General features: G+C 38.2%; 17 protein-coding genes. 15 read left to right on the top strand and 2 right to left on the bottom strand.

Annotated elements, in window-relative coordinates:
* Positions 1-22: 22 nt before the first annotated feature.
* On the bottom strand, positions 23-2362 hold the full coding sequence (locus COCH_RS00335) for a beta-N-acetylhexosaminidase (protein WP_012796865.1): 2340 nt from the start codon (positions 2360-2362) through the stop codon (positions 23-25).
* Between the two features lie 556 nt (positions 2363-2918).
* Here COCH_RS00335 and pdhA point away from each other — a divergent pair.
* The 4 genes from pdhA (at position 2919) to COCH_RS00315 (ending at position 7828) form a co-directional block, all read left to right on the top strand.
* Complete coding sequence (gene pdhA, locus COCH_RS00330; protein WP_012796864.1) at positions 2919-3917, top strand: pyruvate dehydrogenase (acetyl-transferring) E1 component subunit alpha; 999 nt, start codon at positions 2919-2921, stop codon at positions 3915-3917.
* Positions 3918-3953: 36 nt separating this feature from the next.
* Positions 3954-5570 (top strand): pyruvate dehydrogenase complex dihydrolipoamide acetyltransferase, encoded by a 1617-nt coding sequence (locus COCH_RS00325; protein ID WP_012796863.1) that lies wholly within the window; start codon positions 3954-3956, stop codon positions 5568-5570.
* 214 nt (positions 5571-5784) lie between these two features.
* Positions 5785-6660 (top strand): succinate--CoA ligase subunit alpha, encoded by an 876-nt coding sequence (sucD, locus tag COCH_RS00320; RefSeq protein ID WP_002672787.1) that lies wholly within the window; start codon positions 5785-5787, stop codon positions 6658-6660.
* A gap of 16 nt (positions 6661-6676) precedes the next feature.
* Complete coding sequence (locus tag COCH_RS00315; protein ID WP_012796862.1) at positions 6677-7828, top strand: serine hydrolase domain-containing protein; 1152 nt, start codon at positions 6677-6679, stop codon at positions 7826-7828.
* A gap of 58 nt (positions 7829-7886) precedes the next feature.
* On the opposite strand, the gene COCH_RS00310 is transcribed toward COCH_RS00315, so the two are convergent.
* Positions 7887-8297: a BrxA/BrxB family bacilliredoxin gene (locus COCH_RS00310; protein ID WP_009410210.1), complete on the bottom strand. Its 411-nt coding sequence runs from the start codon at positions 8295-8297 to the stop codon at positions 7887-7889.
* 114 nt (positions 8298-8411) lie between these two features.
* Between COCH_RS00310 and COCH_RS00305 the strand changes: the two genes are divergently transcribed.
* The 11 genes from COCH_RS00305 to COCH_RS00255 all read left to right on the top strand — a co-directional run bounded on the left by COCH_RS00305 (position 8412) and on the right by COCH_RS00255 (position 23918).
* Positions 8412-9674, top strand: coding sequence for an acetyl-CoA hydrolase/transferase family protein (locus tag COCH_RS00305; protein ID WP_012796861.1), 1263 nt, complete (start codon positions 8412-8414; stop codon positions 9672-9674).
* Between the two features lie 592 nt (positions 9675-10266).
* Positions 10267-12720 carry an endopeptidase La gene (gene lon / locus COCH_RS00300; protein ID WP_049756999.1) on the top strand — a complete coding sequence of 818 codons (2454 nt, stop codon included), beginning with the start codon at positions 10267-10269 and terminating at the stop codon, positions 12718-12720.
* Positions 12721-12757: 37 nt separating this feature from the next.
* Positions 12758-13429: a GTP cyclohydrolase I FolE gene (folE, locus tag COCH_RS00295; RefSeq protein ID WP_012796859.1), complete on the top strand. Its 672-nt coding sequence runs from the start codon at positions 12758-12760 to the stop codon at positions 13427-13429.
* Between the two features lie 433 nt (positions 13430-13862).
* Complete coding sequence (locus tag COCH_RS00290) at positions 13863-14309, top strand: T9SS type A sorting domain-containing protein (RefSeq protein WP_012796858.1); 447 nt, start codon at positions 13863-13865, stop codon at positions 14307-14309.
* 66 nt (positions 14310-14375) lie between these two features.
* A complete protein-coding gene (locus COCH_RS00285) occupies positions 14376-20591 on the top strand; it encodes an RHS repeat-associated core domain-containing protein (protein ID WP_143713196.1) in 6216 nt (2071 codons plus the stop codon).
* Positions 20592-20593: 2 nt separating this feature from the next.
* On the top strand, positions 20594-20965 hold the full coding sequence (locus COCH_RS00280; protein ID WP_012796856.1) for a hypothetical protein: 372 nt from the start codon (positions 20594-20596) through the stop codon (positions 20963-20965).
* Between the two features lie 20 nt (positions 20966-20985).
* Positions 20986-21396 carry a hypothetical protein gene (locus tag COCH_RS00275; protein ID WP_012796855.1) on the top strand — a complete coding sequence of 137 codons (411 nt, stop codon included), beginning with the start codon at positions 20986-20988 and terminating at the stop codon, positions 21394-21396.
* Positions 21383-21955, top strand: coding sequence for a hypothetical protein (locus COCH_RS00270; RefSeq protein ID WP_041546586.1), 573 nt, complete (start codon positions 21383-21385; stop codon positions 21953-21955). Before COCH_RS00275 ends, COCH_RS00270 begins: the two co-directional genes overlap by 14 nt.
* The gene (locus COCH_RS00265; protein ID WP_012796853.1) at positions 21952-22404 is read left to right on the top strand and encodes a hypothetical protein; all 453 of its coding nucleotides are present in this window, start codon (positions 21952-21954) and stop codon (positions 22402-22404) included. The genes COCH_RS00270 and COCH_RS00265 overlap by 4 nt, the downstream gene beginning before the upstream one ends.
* 2 nt (positions 22405-22406) lie before the next feature.
* The gene (locus COCH_RS12280; protein WP_223375685.1) at positions 22407-23504 is read left to right on the top strand and encodes an RHS repeat domain-containing protein; all 1098 of its coding nucleotides are present in this window, start codon (positions 22407-22409) and stop codon (positions 23502-23504) included.
* A 12-nt stretch (positions 23505-23516) separates the two neighbouring features.
* Positions 23517-23918 (top strand): hypothetical protein, encoded by a 402-nt coding sequence (locus tag COCH_RS00255; RefSeq protein WP_012796852.1) that lies wholly within the window; start codon positions 23517-23519, stop codon positions 23916-23918.
* The last annotated feature ends 45 nt before the right edge of the window (positions 23919-23963 follow it).

The raw sequence follows: 23963 nt of genomic DNA, 5'->3' as shown, positions 1-23963 counted from the left end.
TGTTTATTGTTATGTAAGCCCATTACAATACTTGAATTTCATCGATGAAGAGGAAACCAGGTTTACCAGCTGCTCCTTGATGGAAAGAAGGAATTTTGTTTACTCCATTTATCTTCACTTTTAGATAGGTTACTTCTTTTTCAGGGAAAGAAAGAGAGTAAGTTTTTATTTCTTTGAGAGGTTCCTTAGGAAGCGCATAGTTTTCTTTAGCGAGTAAATCATAACTTTTACCGTCCTTAGACCCCGATACTTCAAAGCTGGTTGGAGGGTAAATCCAATCACCTGTTTCAATAAGAGCATTGAAGCGCACTTCTTTTACAGGAGTATTTTCTTTTAGGGTAATCACCACTTCACAAGGTGCTTCACTAAAACCTAACCATTCTCCAGAGCGTGAATTAGTACCCCCTTTTCTACCATCAACTAAGGTAATAGCGCCCCCAAAAGTATAGTTGTAACTAGGTTTACTGAGGAACTCAATAGGGCGTACGGTTGCTTTGTTGAAAAGGAACTGTTGTTCGAAGCTACTTTCGGTTTCCTGACCGAATACTTTAGCTTTTAGATGTGTATCTTGAGTGAGTTTTAAAGGTTCTTTATACACGTTAGAACTCTTAGTAGGTTCACTCCCATCGGTAGTGTAATAGATAGGTGTGTCTTGTAAACAAGAGAGTGTTACTTGTATATCACCTACCTCAGGTTTTACTTCGGCACGAAGATCGAATATGTGTTTAGCATAGTTATAACCTTCTAACTGGTAGATAGGAAGTAAGCGCATTAAGCGTTGTAAAAACTGATTGTAGTCTTTAGGTTTTGCAGGGTCTTCCCATTGTACTTCGGCTAAGGCTGCAAAACGAGGCAATACCATATATTGTACGTGTTTGAAAGTCTTGATATACTCTGTCCAAACATTGGCTTGTACTCCTAAGATGTGTTTTTGTTGTTCTTTATTAAGCGCATCGGGGTAAGGATTGAAAGAGTAAACACGTTCTACCGGTACATAACCACCAATAGCAAGAGGTTCTTTATCGGTTTTATCTGTTTGATAATAGTCGAAGTAGCAATAAGAAACAGGGGTCATAATAGCATCGTGGTTAGACTTGGCTGCTTCTATAGCGCCCCCGATACCTCTCCAAGACATTACAGTAGCATTAGGAGCTAAACCTCCTTCAAGGATTTCGTCCCAACCAATGATTTTGCGACCTTTTTTAGCTAATACATCTTCAGCGAATGTAATTATGTGACTTTGTAAGTATTCTTCGGCTGTGTGTTTAGCATCACCTTTAATACCTAACTCTTTTATCTTAGCTTGGCATTTAGGGCATTTCTTCCAGCTATCTTTAGGACATTCGTCACCTCCTATATGGATATATTCTGAAGGGAATACTTCAGTTACTTCTTCTAATATATTTTTAATGAAATCATAAGTTTCGGGGTTGCCAGCACAAAGTACATCTTCGGCTATGCCCCAAGTTTCTCTTACTTTATAAGGGCCTCCTGTACAGCCTAATTGTGGATAAGTAGCCAAAGCAGCAACCATATGTCCTGGGAGGTCTATCTCAGGAATAACGGTAATATTGCGGTCGGCGGCATATTTTACAATGTCTTTCATTTCTTGCTGAGTATAGAAGCCTCCGTGAGGTTTACCATCGAAGGTGTCCCACTGTTTGTTTACCATAGTTTGGCTACGAGTGCTTCCTACCACAGTAAGTTCGGGGTATTTTTTAGATTCAAAACGCCAACCTTGATCATCGGTGAGATGCCAATGGAATTTATTGATATTGTGGAGTGCTAACATATCGATATAAATGCGCACAGAGTCGGCATTAAAAAAGTGACGGGCACTATCTAAATGTGCACCACGATAAGCGAAATAGGGTTTATCGGTTATTTCTTTGGCAGGGAAGATGACTTTGCCTACTTTTTGTACCGGAATGGATTTTCTCAAGAGTTGTACTCCATAGAAAGTACCCGCTTTAGAAGCTCCATTTACAGTAATGTTCTTGGCATTCACCACTACTTGGTAAGCCTCTTTGTTGTTGTTTTGGTAATTTTGCAACAAGGCAATAGTGTTGGTCTCATTGTTTTGGTTAGGAGTGATATTCACTTCAATTCCTGCTTGTTTTTTGATATACTCTTGCAAGAATCCAGCGTACTGCTGTAAAGAAGCATCACCTTCTGGATAGGTGATTTTGGTATCAGCCGTAAGCACGAAAGGTTTATCGGCATCAGCTTGGGGAGTGGTAATCATTTCGGGTAGTGGAATTACCTCATAATTAGCAGTACTCTCTCCTTGATTGTTTGTAGTTGATTTACACGAAATAATCGTTATCAATAACAAAAGTGCGGAAGTTAATTTTATCTTCATTACATTTAAAATTTGAATTAATGGGACAAAGGTATAAAATTTTTTTTGAATATTTTTTGGTTAGGTGATATTTTTTTTGCACCTTTGCAAATATTTTTGGAAAGTGATTTAAAACTGCTCAGAAAGCTAATAGGTAAAAGCTGAAAAGTTTAATACCATAATGCCAAAAATGCCAATAATACCAAGTTAATGACGGTGCGAGCCACACAGGCAGTCGTAATTAGCAAATTAGCAAATTTGAGAATTAGCAAATGAGAAATGAAGTGTAAAAAGTTTTTATAAGAAGGGAATAAGGTTGAAAATCGAAGGCTATTTGAAGCTAAGACGGACAAATGACGGTGCGAGCCACACAGGCAGATAAAGAAAAGACGAACAAAAGACGAACAAAAGACGAACAAAAGACGAACAAAAGACGAACAAAAGACGGTGCGAGCCGCACGGGCAGATAAAGAAAAGACGAAGGAAGAGTCAATTTAAGAGGGACTCATAGCGGAACATAATAGAAAATATACTATTGTAAGAATACTAATAGACTTTTATATACATCAAAAAACCAATGAAAAAATTTGATAAAGAAGTGTACCTAAAATGGTACGAGGATATGCTTTTTTGGAGGAAATTTGAAGATAAACTCGCTGCAGTTTATATTCAACAAAAAGTAAGGGGGTTCTTGCACCTATACAACGGTCAAGAAGCGGTGGCTGCAGGTTGTTTGCACGCTATTGACCCTACCAAAGACAAAATGATTACTTCTTACCGTTGCCACGTACATCCCATAGGTTTGGGCGTAGACCCTAAACGTATTATGGCTGAATTGTACGGTAAAGGTACAGGTACTTCTCTTGGATTAGGAGGCTCTATGCACATCTTTTCGAAAGAACACCACTTCTATGGTGGTCACGGTATCGTAGGAGGACAGATTGCATTGGGTGCTGGTTTGGCTTTTGCCGATAAGTACTTCAATAGAGAGGCGGTTACACTTACCTTTATGGGTGATGGTGCGGTGCGCCAAGGAGCTTTTCACGAAACAATGAATATGGCTATGTTGTGGAAATTGCCTGTGGTTTTTATTGTAGAAAACAATCACTACGCAATGGGTACATCGGTAGAAAGAACTGCTAACCACGTGGATATTTGGAAACTCGGGTTGGGTTACCAAATGCCTTGCCAACCCGTAGATGGTATGCACCCTGAAACAGTAGCCGAAGCGGTGTATGAAGCAGTAGAACGCGCTCGCCGTGGAGAAGGACCAACTTTGCTTGACATTCGTACTTATCGTTATCGTGGACACTCAATGTCGGATGCGCAACACTACCGTACTAAAGAAGAGGTGGAAGAGTACAAAAAACAAGACCCAATCACCAATGTACTTGCGGTTATCAAAGAGAAGAAATATGCTACCGATGCTGAGTTAGAAGCTATCGACGAACGTGTGAAAGAACGTGTGGCTGAGTGTGAGAAATTTGCAGAAGAATCACCTTATCCAGAAACACATATTATGTATGATGTGGTTTACGACCAAGAAAATTACCCTTTCTTGCCCAGTAGATTATAATAAAAAAGGAAACACTAATTAAATATAACAACATAAATGGCAGAAATTATTACTATGCCACGCTTGAGCGACACTATGGAAGAGGGTGTTGTAGCAAAGTGGCTTAAAAAAGTAGGCGATAAAGTAAATGAAGGCGATATCTTAGCAGAAATCGAGACGGATAAAGCTACAATGGAATTTGAATCATTCCATACAGGAACCTTATTGTATATAGGTTTAAAAGAAGGAGAAAGTGCTAAAGTAGATACCTTATTGGCTATCATAGGTAAAGAGGGTGAAGATATTTCGGCACTTATAGCTGGAGGAGCTCAAGCATCGGCTCCTAAAGCTGAAGAAGCTAAACCTGTTGCTGAGGTAACTACGGCTCCTGTTGCTGGTGCTACTATACCAGCAGGAGTAGAAGTGGTAACAATGCCTCGACTCAGTGATACAATGACGGAAGGTACTGTGGCTTCTTGGCTCAAAAAGGTAGGTGATACTGTAAAAGAAGGTGATATCTTAGCTGAAATTGAAACCGATAAGGCTACAATGGAGTTTGAATCATTTTACTCAGGTACTTTATTGTATATAGGTTTAAAAGAAGGAGAAAGCGCAGCAGTAGATTCATTATTGGCGATTATAGGCCCTGCGGGTACTGATGTGAACGCAGTTTTGGCAGCCGTGAAAGCTGGCGGAGCTTCAACTTCGGCTCCTTCAACTCCTAAGGCTGAAAGCAAACCGGCTGAAACAGCCACATCAGCTACTACTTCGGTAGCTAATGCAAACGACCGCGTATTTGCTTCTCCTTTGGCTAAGAAAATAGCACAAGATAAAGGTATTAACCTTACTGAGGTGAAAGGAACAGGTGAAAATGGACGTATTGTGAAGAAAGACGTAGAAAACTTTACACCAAGTGCTAAGGTTGCTACGGCTACTACGGCTACACCTGCAACCGCTAGCGCAGCTATCCCAACTGTAATTCCTGTGGGAGTGGAAGTAACTGAAGAGGTGAAAAACTCACAAATGCGCAAAACGATTGCGAAACGTTTGGCAGAATCTAAATTTACTGCACCTCACTACTATTTGGCAATAGAAATTGATATGGATAACGCGATGGAATCTCGCGCTCAAATCAACAATTTGCCAGACACCAAAATATCTTTCAACGATATGGTAGTGAAAGCCTGCGCAATGGCACTTAAAAAACACCCTCAAGTAAATACTTCTTGGAAAGGCGATACCACCCTTTACAACAAGCACGTGAATGTAGGGGTGGCTGTGGCTATTGAAGATGGCTTGGTAGTACCTGTTATCAAGTTTACGGATACTTTAACGCTTACTCAAATAGGCGCCTTGGTAAAAGACTTGGCTGGTAAGGCACGCAACAAGAAACTTACTCCTGCCGAAATGGAAGGAAGTACTTTCACTGTGTCTAACTTGGGTATGTTTGGGGTAGATGTATTTACTTCTATCATCAATCAGCCTAACTCTGCTATTCTTTCAGTAGGAGCTATTGTTGAGAAACCTGTAGTGAAAAACGGACAAATAGTAGTAGGTCACACTATGCAAGTAACTCTTGCTTGCGACCACCGTACTATCGACGGGGCTACTGGAGCTCAATTCTTACAAACACTCAAAGCTTATATTGAGAATCCTGTAACAATGCTCGCATAACGAGTGTTGGGGACAGCATATTACAAAAGGGTTACCTATGTGGGTAGCCCTTTTTTGTTATGAGAATAGATGAAAAAGGTAACACTGCAATAGATTGATAATTAATATGATAAAAAGAAGAACGTAAAATAATAATCGATTTCTTTACGAAAGATTTTGAAAGTATAGAAATCTTATTTATCTTTGCTATAAGAAAACAAAAAAAATAATTGCAATGAGTGTATTAGTTAATAAGAATTCAAAAGTAATAGTACAAGGTTTCACAGGAAGCGAAGGTACTTTTCACGCTGAACAAATGATTGCATACGGCACTAATGTGGTAGGAGGAATTACCCCTAATAAAGGAGGTCAAACACATTTAGGAAAGCCAGTGTTTAATACGGTAGCCGATGCTGTGAAAGCAACAGGAGCTGATGTATCTATTATTTTTGTGCCACCCGCTTTTGCAGCTGATGCTATTATGGAAGCTGCTGATGCAGGGATAAAAGTAATTATCACTATTACAGAAGGGATTCCGGTAGCTGATATGGTGAAAGTAGCAGCCTACATAAAGAATAGAGATTGCCGCTTGGTAGGTCCTAACTGTCCAGGAGTGATTACGCCTGAAGAGGCAAAAGTAGGCATTATGCCAGGTTTTATCTTTAAGAAAGGACACGTGGGGATAGTTTCAAAATCAGGGACACTTACCTATGAGGCAGCTGACCAAATTGTAAGACAAGGATTAGGGATTACCACAGCTATTGGTATTGGAGGAGACCCTATTATTGGTACTACTACTAAGGAGGCTGTAGAATTATTGATGAATGACCCAGAAACTCATTGTATTGTGATGATAGGTGAAATAGGTGGACAGTTAGAGCCAGAAGCAGCCCGATGGATAAAAGCCAATGGCAATAAAAAGCCTGTGGTTAGTTTTATAGCAGGTGAAACAGCTCCTAAAGGAAGAACAATGGGACACGCCGGGGCTATAGTAGGAGGTGCTGATGATACTGCTGAAGCTAAAAAACGTATTTTACGTGAATGTGGTGTTCACGTAGTAGATTCGCCTGCTAAAATAGGGGAAAAGGTAGCTGAAATAATGAAAAAATAGCATTTGTTAATAATTTATGAAAAAACTAATACTTATTGTTTTGTTTAGCACTATTATTTCATTTTTTAATTCATTATTTGCACAAAAGAAGCTTCAAGATGTAGATGTGTTTAAAAGAAACCCTTCTGAAGTAATTTCGTTTGACGATGCACGTACTGAAGCTGAAAAAATATTACAATACCTAATACAAGAACAAATTATACCAGGAGCCTCTGTAACTGTAGCCAAACAAGGAAAAATAATATGGCAAAGAGGTTATGGATATGCTGATATTACCCAAAAGACAACTATTGACCCTAAGAATACGCTATTTAGGGTAGCGAGTATGTCGAAAGCTATTACAGGAATGGTACTGGCTAGACTGCAAGAACAAAAGAAGTTTGACTGGAATACTTCAATCTATGAATATATACCTGATTACCCGCAAAAGCCTTTTGATTTTACTGTGAAACAACTTGCAGGACACTTAGCAGGCATACGCACTTATAGGGCTAATGAATATACTTTAAATAAAGCTTACAGTATTGAACAGGGAGTGAATTTATTTAAAGATGACATATTACAGTCGGCACCAGGAACAAAGTTTTTGTATAGTAGCTACGGTATAAATTTGATTTCATTGGCTATAGAAAAGTGTTTGAATGAGAAGTTTGAGAATGTGGCTAAAGAGGAAGTGTTTAAGCCTTTGAATATGTGGCGCACTTTCCCTGATAGAGGGAAAATAATTAAAGATGAGGCTACACCTTATTCAAGGTCTAAAAAAGGAGGACTCACCAAAGCTCCTGATGTGAATAACTACTTTAAGCTGGCAGGAGGAGGCTTTCTTTCTACTTCTAACGATATTGCTAAAATGGGAATTGCTATAGAGCGCCATAATTTTCTTTCTCAGCCTATAGAAAACGAGATGCTAAAAAAGCAATGTACTTTTGATGATACTGAAGTGAGTTATGGTATATGTTGGCAAAACCAGCGAGACTGGAATGGGCGTGATTATTTTGGTCACACAGGAATGGGAGTGGGAGGTTACGGTTGGCTATCAGTATACCCAAATGAGCAACTGGTAATTGTATTGCTGTTTAATGTAACTGACCCGCAAATTAATATCTACTTACAACGCTTAACCGACTTTATTATTGAAGGGGCAGAGCGTATTCCTAATCAGTATTAAAAAATCCTTTTGTGATACCAAAGATATCACAAAAGGATTTTTTAGAAATGAAAATTGATTAACAAAATTCATTATAGGCTTGTTGGAGATTTTCAGCGATAGCTTCAGCCATTCTACCTTCGATGTGATGGCGTTCCAACATATGCACTAATTCACCATCTTTAAACAGAGCTATACTAGGAGAGGAGGGAGGAAAAGGAAGCATAAAGTTACGAGCTTCTTCAGTAGCCTCTCTATCGACCCCAGCAAAAACAGTGGTAAGATGGTCGGGTTTCTTAGCGTTTTGCAAGCTGTAGATTACTGCAGGGCGCGCATTACGGGCAGCACAACCGCATACAGAGTTTACTACCACGAGGGTAGTACCTGCTCTTTTCAGTGCTTCTCTTACAGCCTCAGCTGTTTTTAATTCTTCAAAACCAACCGCTGTTAGTTCTTCTATCATTGGTTTTACCAATTCAGGTGGATACATAATACTTCGTTTTTAAAATTGGGGACAAAGGTACTAAAAAAAATTATATTACTAATTATTTTGCCAATTGGATTTAATGTAGTACTTTTGAGCTATTAACTAATATTATTTTAAATGGCAAAAATTACGACTGCTCAAGAAGCCTTAAAGGTTGTAAAGAGTGGTGACTTTGTTTATATTCACGGAGGCGCTGCTGTACCTGAAATACTTGTAGATGCTCTTGTAGAGCGTGCATCAGAACTACGCAATGTAAGTATAGGGCACATTCACATTGAGGGAGACGCTCCTTATGCTGACCCTAAATACAAGGATAGTTTTTATGTAAATTCTTTTTTTCTATCGAGGAATGTGCGAGATATTATGAAAAATGGGAATGGTTCTTATACCCCTATTTTTTTAAGTGATATGCCTTTATTATTTGATAGGAAGCACGTTAAAGTAGATGTAGTGCTTATACAAGTATCGCCTCCTGATAAGTTTGGTTTTTGTTCTATGGGCGTGAGTGTAGAGGCTTGTAAATCGGCGATACGCAATGCAAAATATGTGATTGCAAAAGTAAACAAGCAAATGCCTCGTACTTACGGTGATGCTCTTCTACATATTGATGAAATAGACTTCTTAGTAGAACACGATGCTCCTATCTTCTCATTGCATCTTACAGAACCTGATACTATTGAAAAACAAATAGCCCGACATATTATACCTCTTATTGAGGACGGTAGTACATTGCAATTAGGAATTGGTAACATTCCTAATGCTACTTTGGGAGAGATGGGACACCTAAAAAACTTAGGTATTCATACAGAACTGCTCACAGAAGGAGTGCTTGATTTGGTGAAAAAGGGTGTGATTAATGGTTATGAAAAGAAGATAGACAAAGGCAAGATTATAGCTTCGTTTGTGATGGGAACACAAGAGTTATATGATTTTATTGACAAAAATCCATCAGTGGAAATAGCTGAAGCTTCGTACACTAATGAGGTGTCGGTGATACGTCAGAACCCGAAAATGATATCTATCAATTCGGCAATAGAGGTGGATCTTACAGGGCAGGTGTGTGCTGATTCTATTGGAACGGCTATTTATTCAGGATTTGGTGGACAGATAGACTTTGTAAGAGGTGCAATGCTTAGTGAAGGAGGTAAATCAATCATTGCGTTTCCTTCGACCACAAACAAAGGAGAGAGCAAGATTGTGCCTTTTCTTAAACAAGGGGCAGGTGTGGTAACCACTCGTGCTCACGTGCAGTATATCGTTACTGAATATGGTGTGGCTGAGCTTTTTGGCAAGAATTTATGTGAAAGGGCTAAGGCATTGATTGCAATAGCGCACCCTAACCATCGTGAAAACTTAGAGAGGAGTTTTATGATGAAGTAGGGTAGTACGAGCCGTACAGGCGGGGGTAATTAGAGAATTCGAAAATGAGAGAATTGGAAAATTTGGAAAAGAGGAAATATTATCAGTTTATTCAACTTTGCCAAAGTTTGAGATGAAAAAGCGATGTGTTGGGACGGTTAGGAGTATTCGGAAGGAAACGGAGAAGAACGGAAGGGAGCTGAGAAGAATTTTGGTGAAAAAAGGCTGTAAGAGAGGTGGGGTTAGCTTATAGAGAGCTTATAGGAAGCTTATACGAATCTTGGACGATTGGTATAGAAAGAGTGTATAAGTAATTGACTCATAATATAATACAACAAGGCTAAAAATGGCAAAAACGGGGTTTCGAGGCGAAAGAAAGGGAAAAGGCACTAGACCTTAGGTCATAGGCAATAGGGGGGAGTATGACGGTAAAGACGGAGTAAAGAAGAAAGTAAGAAGGAGGTAATTTTTATGGCACACCTATTGTAATATATAGGAAGCAATGTACATTTTGTAGTATATAAGAAATTGATTTTAAACTGTATAGATATAATGAGAATATTTATATAGACAAGTGACTACTGACAAAATGGCATATAGTAACGATCTAAATATGAATATAGGAAATTTTGACAGCCTTTTGGCTGAACATATAGACGAAGATACAGAGTTTATTCCGCTTCTTACTTTGGAAGATGAAGAAGAGATAGAACGCGAACGCATACCACACGTGTTACCTATTCTTCCCTTGAAAAACACTGTGCTATTTCCAGGAGTAGTAGTGCCTATCAGTGCGGGGAGAGATGCGTCTATTCACCTTATCAACGAGGCATATGCTACTACTAAGACTATTGGTGTTGTAGCTCAATTAGACGAGAAGACCGAAATACCTGAGGGCAAAGACCTCTTTCGTTTTGGTACGGTAGCCCGTATTCTCAGAGTATTGAAAATGCCCGACGGCAATGTAACTATTATCATTCAGGGTAAAAAGCGCTTCGAGATAGAGAGTATTGTAGAAGAAAAGCCGTACATCAAAGCGATGATAAAAGAGATGCCAGATGTGAAACCCGATGCGAACGATAAGGAGTTTGAAGCGACTATTGAAGCTGTGAAAGACCTCTCTATCAAGATTGTACAAGAAAATCCGAATATCCCTTCGGAAGCGGCTTTTGCTATTAGGAATATAGAGAGCACATCGTTCCTGATTAACTTTATATCGTCCAATATGAATGCTACTGTTTTGGAAAAGCAAGGCGTATTGGAAATTGACGAACTAAAAGAGCGCGCTACGGCTATCTTAAAATATTTGAATATCGACTTGCAACGCCTTACCTTGCGTAACGAAGTACAGTCGAAAACGCGTATTGATATCGATCAGCAACAGCGTGAATACTTCTTGCACCAGCAGATGCGTACTATTCAGGAAGAATTAGGAGGCGTGTCGTACGAGCAAGAGATGGAAGAGCTGAAAAAGAAAGCTAAAACCAAGAAGTGGGACGACAAGATAAAAGAGCTCTTTGAAAAGGAATTGAGCAAATTGCAACGTACCAATCCTAATAGTCCGGATTATGGCATTCAGCGTAATTACTTAGAAGTATTATTGGAATTGCCTTGGAATGAGTATTCTAAAGACAACTTTGACCTAAAACGCGCTCAGAAAATTCTCGATAAGGAACACTACGGATTAGAAGAGGTGAAACGCCGTATCATAGAGTATTTGGCGGTGCTTAAACTCCGTAATGATATGAAATCACCTATCTTGTGCTTTTATGGACCTCCTGGGGTAGGGAAGACCTCCTTAGGACGCTCTATTGCCAAAGCTTTGAGCCGTGAGTACGTGCGTATGTCGTTAGGAGGTTTGCACGATGAGGCTGAGATACGCGGTCACCGCAAAACCTATATCGGGGCAATGCCGGGGCGTATTTTGCAACAGCTTAAAAAAGCTAAGACTTCTAACCCTGTATTTGTATTAGATGAGATAGATAAATTAGGAAACAATAGTTACCAAGGCGATCCTTCTTCGGCTATGCTAGAAGTGCTCGACCCTGAGCAAAATAAAGAGTTTTACGACAACTTCCTCGAGATGGGTTACGACCTTTCTAAGGTGATGTTCATCGCTACTGCGAACGACCTTTCGACCATACAGCCTGCTTTGCTAGACCGTATGGAGCTTATCAACGTAACGGGTTATACCATAGAGGAAAAGACCGAGATAGCTAAACGCCACTTATTACCTAAGCAACTCAAAGAACACGGTATGAAAACTACTGACTTGCAATTAGGCAAAAAGGAAATAGAACGTATTGTGGAAGGTTATACTCGCGAATCGGGAGTACGCGCTTTGGAAAAAGAAATAGCGAAAGTAGTACGCTATGGAGCTAAAAACTTAGCAATGGAAGAAGCCTACGACCCTAAACTTACCATAGAGACCATAGAAAAAATATTGGGACCTGCCCGCTTAGAACGCGATAAATACGAAGATAATGAGGTAGCTGGCGTAGTTACTGGATTGGCGTGGACGAGTGTAGGAGGAGATATTCTGTTTATAGAATCTGCTTTATCGAAAGGTAAGGGGGTGCTTAATATCACAGGTAATTTAGGTCAGGTGATGAAAGAATCGGCTACTATTGCTTTGGAATACCTAAAAGCCAATGCTGAGCGCTATAACCTCAATGTGAAACTCTTTGATAGTTACGATGTGCATATACACGTACCCGAAGGGGCAACCCCTAAAGATGGTCCGAGTGCGGGTATTGCGATGCTTACCTCACTAATGTCGCTCTTTACTCAAAAGAGAGTGAAAAAACACTTGGCAATGACCGGAGAGATTACTTTGCGTGGAAAGGTACTACCGGTAGGTGGACTCAAAGAGAAGATTTTGGCAGGGAAACGCGCAGGTATTAAAGAATATATTTTGTGCAAAGACAACGAGAAAGATATCTTGGAAATCAAGCAAGAATACCTTAAAGGGCTTACTTTTCATTATGTAACGGATATGGAAGAAGTGATACGTTTGGCAATTACCAACCAAGATGTAAAACACAAAAAAGTTTTAACCTTTGAGTAATAATTAGTACTTTTGCACTTTCATAAGATAAATAACAATGAATAAAAATCAAGAAGAAGATATATTAGGAGATAACCATATAGCAACTTCGGCAGTTACACCACTCAGAGCAGATGCTTTTCAGATGAGTGAAACCGAAAAAATAGCAGAAATAGAAACTCACGTACGTGCTATTTTACATACTTTGGGAATGGATTTAACCGATGATAGTTTGAAAGGCACTCCCAAGCGTGTAGCTAAGATGTTTGTAAAAGAGATTTTTGGAGGCTTATTACCAGAGCGCAAACCTTCGATGTCTACTTTTGAGAACTCTTACCATTATGGTGAGATGTTGGTAGAGAAGAATATCGTGGTGTATTCCACTTGTGAACACCACTTGTTACCTATTGTAGGGCGTGCTCACGTGGGCTATATTTCTAACGGTAAAGTGTTAGGGCTTTCGAAGATGAATCGTATTGTAGAGTACTATGCGAAACGTCCGCAAGTGCAGGAACGCCTTACTATGCAAATAGTACAAGAGATGCAACGCGCTCTCGGCACCGAAGATGTGGCTTGTATTATAGATGCCAAACACCTATGTGTGAACTCTCGCGGTATAGAAGATATTGATAGCAGTACGGTTACTGCTGAGTTTGGAGGTAAATTCAAAGACCCTGAGGTAAGAAAGGAGTTCTTAGAATATATCAAATTAGACACGAGATTCCATTAAACTAATGTAAGTTTGATGTAATGAGGTGATGTTGTGCCTCAGAACGCTGTAGCACGGCAGGTAATAGAAAATAATATTTGTTATATTGAGCAGATGTTAATTAAAAGAATATAATACCCCTAAAAGTTTAGATACTTTTAGGGGTATTTTTTATGAATAAAGATTTTAGGTGCGATTGGCACGGGCGGAGTAATGAGAAAATTAGAAAATGTGGAAATTAGAAAATGTGGAAAAGGGAGGGTGGGTTTGCTTGGAGTTCTAGGAGAGGCTCGGAGAGACGTTGAGAATCTTTTGGGGTGAGATAGCCAAAAGGATTAATATATTAGGGGGAACGTTACTATTAGAATGTAAAGTGAAAAAAAACGTAAAAAAACTTGCATTATTCAAAAATATTTCTGACCTTTGCGGTCATATAACCAAAACCTGTTGTACAATGCTAAAGTATCTTATCTTCTTTTTAGGTACCCTTAGTATCTATGCTCAAAAAGAGTACTGTTTTCAGTACGACAGCGCGGGTAACCAGCGCAGTGCACTTTTGTGCCTCAACGGCAAAGACGACGCTACCGATGAGGAGCTCTTTGACGAACTGCCTGAGGCTTTGAAATCTTCAGAGACTGATAATTCTTCTAAAATTACTCTGCAAGGAGCACCTAACCCTGTAACTGATAACTTGGCGGTATATTGGCATCACAGTGAAAATGGAGTGCTGACGCAACTTGTTGTGTTTTCGGTAGACGGCAAGATGATGTTTAGGACAGATCAAATTCCTGCGAATGAGCCTTTTCACATCAATGTATCGACTTGGTCGGTGGGGTATTACTTTTTGGTAGCTACGTTTTCTGACGGCAGTAGGAAGGTGTTTAAGGTGGTGAAACAATGATATTAATGGTTAATGATTAACGGTTAATGGTTAATGGTTAATGTTAAGTTATAAATGATTAAGCATATGAAAAAGTTGTTATTATTACTATCTGTTTGTTATACGTTAGTTTGCTTTTCACAAGAAGAATTACCCTATAGAACTATTCCGTGGGAATCTTTCAGTGAAGGCAATACTTATACTCCTACAGAAACAATGCTTTCTTCGGGGAGCAGTATTACCGCAAGAGGAGGAGGTGCTAATACTGTGGGCTTGACTACGGGTGAACTGAGTGTATCAGGCACAGGTGCTGCAGTGTATACCGTGCCTATTGTGGTACCTAAAGGCATAGGAGGTGTAGCACCTACGTTGGCATTGACCTACAATAGCCAGAGTGGTAACGGCATTGCGGGTTACGGTTGGCACTTAGCGGGGCTTTCGGTGATAAGCAGAGTGGGGAGCACAATGTATCACAACGACAACATTACCGAAGTAAACCTTACGGAAACAGACCAGTTTGCGTTGGACGGACAGCGATTGATGCTGAAAGAAGGCAAACACGGCGAGAGTGGATCGGTGTACGAGACTGAAACTTTCTCGCAAGTACGTATTAAGGCAGTGGGCAAGAGCAAGAACGTGGCTTTTGGACCTGATTACTTTGAGGTACTTTACCCTGATGGCTCTAAAGCGTATTATGGAAGAAATCACAAGGGAAATAGAGCACAAAGTGTATTGGAATATGCACTTTCTCATTGGGAGAATGCACAAGGGATAAGCATTGAGTATTATTACACCATAGAAAATAACCATATGGTTATAAGCCGTATTGAATATGGAGGAAAGGACAATGCGCTTCATACGGTTAGTTTTAAATATATAGCTCGTAATCGTACAGAGAATGCCTATGTAGGAGGTATAGCGTCTATAAACGATAAGATATTATCGGCTATTATTGTAACTGACAATAATACCCCTTATAGAGATTATGAACTGAAATACAACGTTAATAGTTTAGATTATAATCGATTGGTATCAGTAGAGGAAGGTGTAGAAGGAGAAAAACGCACTCCAATAATTTTTCAATACTGGGATACCGTAAACCCTAATGAAGAGTTTAAAATAAATAAAGGTGCTATAGGGCAAACAACAATATCACAGGTAAACAATGTTAATTCTACTGTTGTGCCTCTTGACCTTAATGGCGATAATTATACCGATTTTGTACTATATCCTACTACAGGAGAAAGAGCTAACAGAGATTTATATATTTTTGAGGAATATAGAAGAACACCTTTATACTCTCCTATAGAGGTTGATATGGGACACACTTTTAAGGAACTATTTCCTGTGAAGATTCTTAAAAAAGATATGCTTGTTTCTAGTATTTCTAAGGGGCAAGGCATTGTAACTGCCCAGTATGAAGAAAACAGGATATTACTAAGACCTTATATAAGAGGGACAAACTCTTTAATTCCTAAGGAGCCAATACGTTTCTATTTTCCTGCTTATCCTAATGAAGAAGAGCATTGTAGAGGTTTTGCGAGCGATGTTCGCCCCGTACCTCCTATAACTTATGACTTATACAATAAAGATTTCAAATTAGTATCGGGAGACTTTACTGGCGATGGGCTTACTAATATTATAGCGATTGAATATCCTTTTAAAATATGTGAGTCACGTATGAAAAGGTTGGTAGAACAAAGAGAAACGATATGTACTTGTGAATATAGAGATGTAGGGGGAGGAGTTCATCTTATAGATTTAAATCAAGAACTAAGATATAATAGCCACACTAAGAAAATAGGATATGTATATTTACAAAAAGGTGATTTAGTTTGGACAATGGATGTAAATGGTAATGGGAAAACCGATATTATTGTCATTACTAAAGGAGCAATGTACATATATGAAATAACAAAGCCTTATCCTTATGACTTAAAGCTTATCAATCAGTATCACAGTCCCTATATAAAAGTAGATGAGTTTCACCCTATAGCTGGTGATTTTAATGGAGATGGAAAAATAGACTTTCTGCTTCCTACTGCTGATAGGAGTAATCGATTTGAGTTATTAGTTAATGAAGGGATACGTTTTTTTCCTTTAGAACAATATTTTGACTTTACTTTTAATAAACTATATGTAGAAAAAGTTATAGTTCGTAGAAAAATTTTTCATACAACCTATGGCTATCATAAGCATAGCTATAGCCTTATACCTATTGATATTAACAGTGATGGAAAGACTGATATTATACAATATTATACTCTAATAGATCACAAAGGAGACGAAATAGTAAGTACTTTTAATGTGTTTGCGAATGTATTTGAGGTAGGGAGGCTTTCTTTTAAGAAAAAAGGAAAAACTCTTGCTTTGGAAGGAGGAAATCAGGCAAGACCTCATATCATATTCTCGTCAGTTGATGAGCGCGATAGGATCATAGATATCTCACTCTTTTCAGGAAATAAGATTAGGAACTACTCTTTATATGAAAACAATAGAGAAGATATGTTATTGAGAAAGGTGAATAATGGAGAGACAAACTACTCAGTTACCTATCAACCAATGGCTACTGTTTCTAATAAAGGGAAGGATATGTCAGTTTACTATGGCAAACAAGAAACTGAAAGATATCCTTATATGACTATTAGCAATATACGTTCTATAGGATTAGTTGCTAAATTAGAACGAGAAGGTATAAAAATTCCTAAAGCAGAGCGTAGGTTTGCTTATTATAATGCTGTTAGCCATATGCAGGGGTTAGGTTTTCTTGGTTTTTCGGGTATTGGAAGTACAGATTGGTATGAGCCTAATGACCAATATGGATTAGGGAAAACTTTATACCAGCATAAAGTGATGAACCCACATTTAAGAGGAGCTTTGACAGAAGAATACACCTTAGAAGGAATGCGGTATGATATTATAGAATCAACACTTAAAGAACAAAATATACAGCATACCATTTACCAATACAATGACCTTAGTCCTAGCAAGGTCTTTAAACTACAACTTACCCAGCAAACCACTGAAGATAAACTTTCGGGACTAACGACTACCAATAATTTTAGTTATGATGCGGACGGTAACCTCACGGAACAACGCACCCAAACGGACGGCTATAGCCAAAGTACGCGCGTGAGCTATTTACCAAAGAGCGAGAGTCCGTATTTTTCAGGCTTACCTCAACAGAAAGAGACGACCACCACCTTGTCAGGCGATAGTTTTAGCACCGCTGAAACTTTTGCTTATGAGAAAGGTTTGCTCACTACCCATAAAACCCAAGGCAATGGTACGGGTTGGCGTACTACTTCTTATGGTTATGATGAGTACGGCAACGTAATAGAACAAACTGCCACTGCTGAAGACGGACAACAACGTACCGAACGCTATACCTATGACCCAAGCCACCGTTTTGTAACAGCTCATACCGACCACGAAGGACAGGTAACCAAGTTTAGCTATAACAATAGAGGTCTGCTGGAAAGCGAAACGACTCCATTAGGACAAAGTACTCTTTACGCCTATGACCTTTGGGGTAGACCTACCCAAACCACGAATTTCTTAGGCAAGAAAACCACGATGCGCTATAGCTTTGACGGAAGTATTTTTAAGAACATTACCGAGAACGAAGAAGGTGCTTACAGTGCAGAGAGCTATAACACTTTAGGCTGGTTGTTAGAAAAAGAGAGTAACGATGCTTTTAACAACCACTATGCGGTTAGCTACGAGTACGACGGTATAGGGCAACTAATGAGCGTGAGTGCCCCTCACCCAGGAGGTGCTTCTCAAAAGGCGAAGAGGACAGAATACGATGTATATGGACGACCTACCACTATCACCAGTCCCGAAGGTAAAATAACCCGTTTTACCTACGACAAACTCAAAACTACCGCTGATGACGGACAGCAACAAGTGATAAGCACCCGCGATGCCCAAGGTAACATTGTAGAACACCAAGATACGGGCGGTACTGTGCGCTATAGCTACTTTGCCAATGGTAGCTTAAAAACAGCCGACTATGGAGGTGCCATACAAAAGATAACCCAAGACGGCTGGGGACGCAAAACAAGCCTTACCGACCCTTCGGCAGGGCGATATACCTATCAATACGACACGTGGGGTAACCTCACCGAAGAAACGACCCCTAAGGGTAAGACCACCTTTAGCTATGAACAAGGTACCGACCGCCTGAGTGAAAAACATATTACGGGCGATTATACCGATATGCACATACGCTATACTTATAACGCCGACAAACTGCTCACCCAAATAGACAACCAAAACAAAGACGGCAATAACGACAGTTACCGCTATGAGTATAACGGACTCAAACAATTGGTTCAAACTACCGAAACCAACCCGCAAGCGGTATTTACTAAAAACTATACTTATGATGCCTTTGGACGTGTACAACAAGAAACCACTACCGCCCAAACGGCAGGCAAGCGTGTGAGCAGTGCCGTGCAATACCGCTACGAGAATGGGGAACTCATAGAAATGAAAACAGCCAGCGGAGCGACCCTTTGGAAACTGAGCGCAAGTAACGAATACGGACAACCGCTGAGCCTTCACAAAGGAAAGACCCAAGAGAATTTCCAGTACAACAGTCATTTTCCTAAAATGCAAACTGTACAACGGGAAGATACTCCGCTGAACGTATTGCAATACGATTTCAACCCACAACGAGGACTGCTGAATCATCGTACTTATAGTTTTTATAACCAAAAAGAAGAATTTGCGTATGACACCACCGACCGCCTCACCCGCTGGGGCAATGCCACCCACCAATACGACGAACGGGGTCGCATTACCGAAAACAGTGCCATAGGTACCTATGAATACACACGCAATGGCTACCAACAGCAAAAACTCACTACTAATGAAGCAGGTGAGACGTATTTAGAAAAACACCCACTGCCCACTGTAAGGTATAACGCTTTTAAAGCCCCAGAGCAGATATATGTAAAGGATAAAGAGCGAATAAGCTATGAATACAACGCCTTTGGTGAACGTTCACATTGCTATTATGGCAATGCCGAAGTAGAAAAAGCCAAACGCCCAATGCTTAAACACTACAGCCACGACGGTAGTGTAGAGATAGTATGTAACAAAACCGATAACAGCACCAAGTTTATATTTTACTTAGGCGGTGATGCCTATAGTGCTCCTGCTATACTCATTTCGGACGGAGAAACCTCAAAACTCTATTACCTACACCGCGACTATCTGGGAAGTATTGTAATGCTCACTGATGAGAACGGCAATATAGCTGAAAGAAGCCATTTTGACCCTTGGGGACAACCCATAAAAGTAGAAGATGGAGCGGGAAAAGTGTTACAAGGTTTAACTTTATTAGATAGAGGTTTTACAGGGCACGAACACCTGCAAACGGTAGGACTTATCCATATGAATGGACGGTTGTACGACCCTGCGTTACACCGTTTCTTACAACCCGATAACTATGTACAAGACCCTTTTAATACTCAAAATTTTAATAGATATGGGTACTGTTTGAACAACCCACTGGTGTATGTGGATGAGAATGGGGAGTTTCTATTAGGAACTATCTTTACGCATATGTGGGAAACAGTTGAAAATGTTTTTACTCACGGAGTTAATTTTCATCATTATAGTTATGAAAAAACGGAAAGAGCGTGGGAAATAGACAAAGGTATGTTTACAGGTGATTTTGGGCAGATATTGAACAAGTGGACTTGGGGAGCTGTAAATACGCTTGCAGGTAACTTCTTAGGACAAGAACTTAACCGTTGGGGGTTGGTGAATGGTGTTTCACATTTAGATGGTGCTGTAGCATTGAGTGGCGTAAATTCAGAAGGGAGAGCATTTACTATTGGAAACTATATTTTTGGACCGGATAATTTTAAAGCAGATTGGAGAGACCATTTATTTGTGCACGAATATGGACACTATATACAAAGCCAATACTTTGGAGCTTTTTATTTGCCTATTGTAGCTACCACAAGTTTAGCAAGTACTCAAAAAATAGGAGGTTCAGATCATAGTACACGTTGGTTTGAGGTACAAGCCAGCAAAATGGGAGCAGAGCATTTTGATAGATTATATGGCTCTGGCGCAAAAGGATATAAGAAAGGAAGTTCTGACTTTTTTGATAAGGAATCTTTTGTGAATGGAAAATGGTCTCCCTACATAAATCCAAGATTAGGATCTTCTTACCAAGGTAGCAAAGGGAATCCTATTGATGGAGCTCGTTTTACAGGTTGGGATGTAGCAGTTCCTATTTTAACCCCTATTGTAATTAGTACAGTATTAAAATTAATATTTTAGATATGGAAAAGACATTGTTAATAATTATATGTATACTATTTTTAGGTTGTCCCTTTAAGAATGATAAATTAGGAGAGTTTTACATATTTAATAATTCTTCTGAACGGATATATTTTCAAGGAAGTAATACAGAATATTTAACATCTTCAATTTATTTATATCCTGAATTATTTATAGAAAGTAAATCTAGAGGAGATAAAGTGCCTGTATATGAAGATGAGAAGAATTATAGATTTATATTTTTTATATGGAAGGAATCTACTATAAAACGTTACTCTTGGAAAGAAATACAGCAAAATAATATCTATGATAAGAAATATAGTTTGACACTAGACGACTTTCGCAAGATGAATTGGATAATTGTGTATGAATAGAAAAATCTTAAAATTAAAAAATGTTTATAAAAAAAAATTCAATTGGGTTAATTCTTTTGTTGTTTATAGAGTGTGTAGAAAATACTATAGATAAAGAAGTATTAGGAAAACTTTTAATTGTTAATAATTTTTCCGAAGGAATATACCTACAAATAAGGGCTACAGATAAGGAATTAAATGTAGTAAATTTTGCTTCTGTTTATAAGAACAACTACTTGAGACCTAATCATACAGAGAATAGCACAAAAATTCGTCAGAGAGACTTCTTAAATAAAAATTATAAATATGTGATTTTTATTTGGAAAGCTTCTACTATTGAGCGATATTCTTGGCAGGAATTAAGTCAGAATAATATTTATGATAGAAAATATGTCCTAAGTTTAAGAGATATTCGAGATATGAACTGGCAAATAGTATATGATGGCAATTAGAAATTTAGGTAATTTCTACATAGATGAAAACCGAACTTTTATGGGAGGACTTTGGCAGGGAATTAGTAGATATACTTGGGAACATCCACAGACTGTTTTAGGCAATGATCTTTCTCAACTTAGAAATATTTTTGGACAAGTAGATAGAGTAGAATATCTTGGAGGAGCTACTTTTTCTATTAATGAAAAAAGTAAAAAAGAAGATGGTATTTCTATAGGAAACTTTATAAATATAAACATTAATGGTAAAATAGAGGGTGATTTTACCGAATATGTATTAACTCACCCTCTTTTTATGCACGAATATGGGCACTATATAGATAGCCAAACATTTGGATTGACATATATGCTTAATATAGCAATACCAAGTTTTTTTAGTGCAATGAGTGATGAAAAAGAAGATGGAATTTATAAGCATAACTATAGATGGTATGAAATGAATGCTAATAAAAATGCTAATAAATATTTCAATAAACATTATGGAAATAGAGTAGATTGGAGTTTATATGAACCTCCAAAATATACATATCCGAGAAAACGAAAAAAAATGAGCTTATGAAAAGATTATATTTAACACTTATATCAATATTTTTCTCAGGATGTGAATTATATATGGATAAAGGGGAAGATGTTTTATATATAGAAAACAATAGCACTTATACTATAAGTGTTTATCCTGCAAAATTAGGATTTGATTTTCTATATCCTGATACCTTAATAACTATGAAATACAAACCTAATACATTAGAAAAATTAAAAACTGGTAGATTTGGAACAGGAGATTGGCAAGATGATTTTAAATCTTTTCCTAAAGATACTTTATCAATTTTTATTTTTAGTACTGATACCTTAAATAAATATAGCTGGGAAGAGGTACGGAGAGATTATAAAATACTAAAGCGTTATGACTTAAGTTATGAAGATTGTAAACTTTTGAAGTTTCGTGTCCCCTATCCTCCTACTCCTGCAATGTCACAAATGAAAATGTATCCTAAATATGGAAGGTAAAAGTGATACTCATTTCGGACGGTGAAGCGCAAAAATTCTATTACTTACATAGAGATTACTTGGGTTCTATAGTAATGCTCACCGATGAGAATGGTAATATAGCCGAGCGCAGACACTTTGATGCTTGGGGACAACCCATAAAAGTAGAAGATGGAGCGGGAAAAGTGTTAAAAGGTTTAACTTTATTAGATAGAGGCTTTACAGGGCACGAACACCTACAAACGGTAGGACTTATCCATATGAATGGGCGGTTGTACGACCCTGCGCTACACCGTTTCTTACAACCCGATAACTATGTACAAGACCCTTTTAACACTCAAAACTTTAATAGGTATGGGTACTGTTTGAATAACCCACTGGTGTATGTAGGCCAAAATGGAGAGTTTATAGGAACTATTCTTACTTATATGTGGGAAATTATTGAAAATACTTTTACTCATGGAGTGAATTTTCATCATTATGATTATGAAGAAACAGAAAAGGCTTTTGAAATAGATAGAGGTATGTTTACAGGTGATTTTTGGCAAGTAGTATCAAAATGGACTTGGCAGTCTCAACAAGTGTTCTTAGGAAATTTTGTTAATCACGTATTAAATATAAGTGGTAATGTATTGGATGTTACCCATCTTGATGGAGCTGTAGCAGTATCAACAACCATAAAAAAAGGAGCTTTTACATTAGGAAATTACATAACGGGGCCTCGAGGTTTTAAAGCCGATTGGAGAGACCACCTATTTGTACACGAGTATGGACATTACCTGCAAGGACAAATTATGGGGCCTTTGTATATGACAACCGTAGCTATACCAAGTTTTATGGATGCTTGGATACAGCCTGAGAAACACGATTCGCGTTGGTATGAAACTATGGCAAATAGTTTGGCAGGAAAATATTTTAATAAAGTTTATGGTTCCGGAGCAAAAGGATATACAGAAGGAAGTGAGAATTACTTTGACTTAAAGTCTTTTAAAGAAGAAAACACATCTTCACCATATATGAATCCTAGAAATAGGAATTTTAATCTAAATGGGCATTCGTCTAAATTTACCCTTCACTTTTCTGATTTTTTCTATTTTTCATTTGGTAGAAGTTTTATGTAAATTTTAGATGTTATGAATTATATAAAAAGAATAACTATTCTTGTATTAGTTTTATCTTTATTCTGTGCTTGTCCGGATAAAGATAAGGATAATATAGATGCTACTATTTGTATCAAAAACAATACAAATAAAGACATTTATTTTTTGTATAGGGGTTCCATTTCTATTTTAGATAGAGCTCCCACTAGAGATTTTTTAATCATTAGTAATGGCACTTTAGAATTTGGAGGTTATTTTAAAGGTAGAAATTATTCTAATAATGATAAACTTTACATATGGTTATTTGATAGGAAGCTTATAGATTCTATTCCTTGGGGGCAAGTAAAAAGAGATAATCTCTATCTGAAGCGTTATGATTTAACCACACAAGATTTAGAGCGTATGAATTGGGAGATTGTTTATGATGGGAGTTAAACATTATAATACACATATGATAGTTTTATTTAAGATTTAAATGCT

Origin of the sequence: Capnocytophaga ochracea DSM 7271 (assembly GCF_000023285.1) — a bacterium.
GTDB lineage: Bacteria > Bacteroidota > Bacteroidia > Flavobacteriales > Flavobacteriaceae > Capnocytophaga > Capnocytophaga ochracea.
The sequence above is the reverse complement of the archived record's forward strand: the minus strand, read 5'-3'. Positions and strand labels throughout refer to the sequence as shown.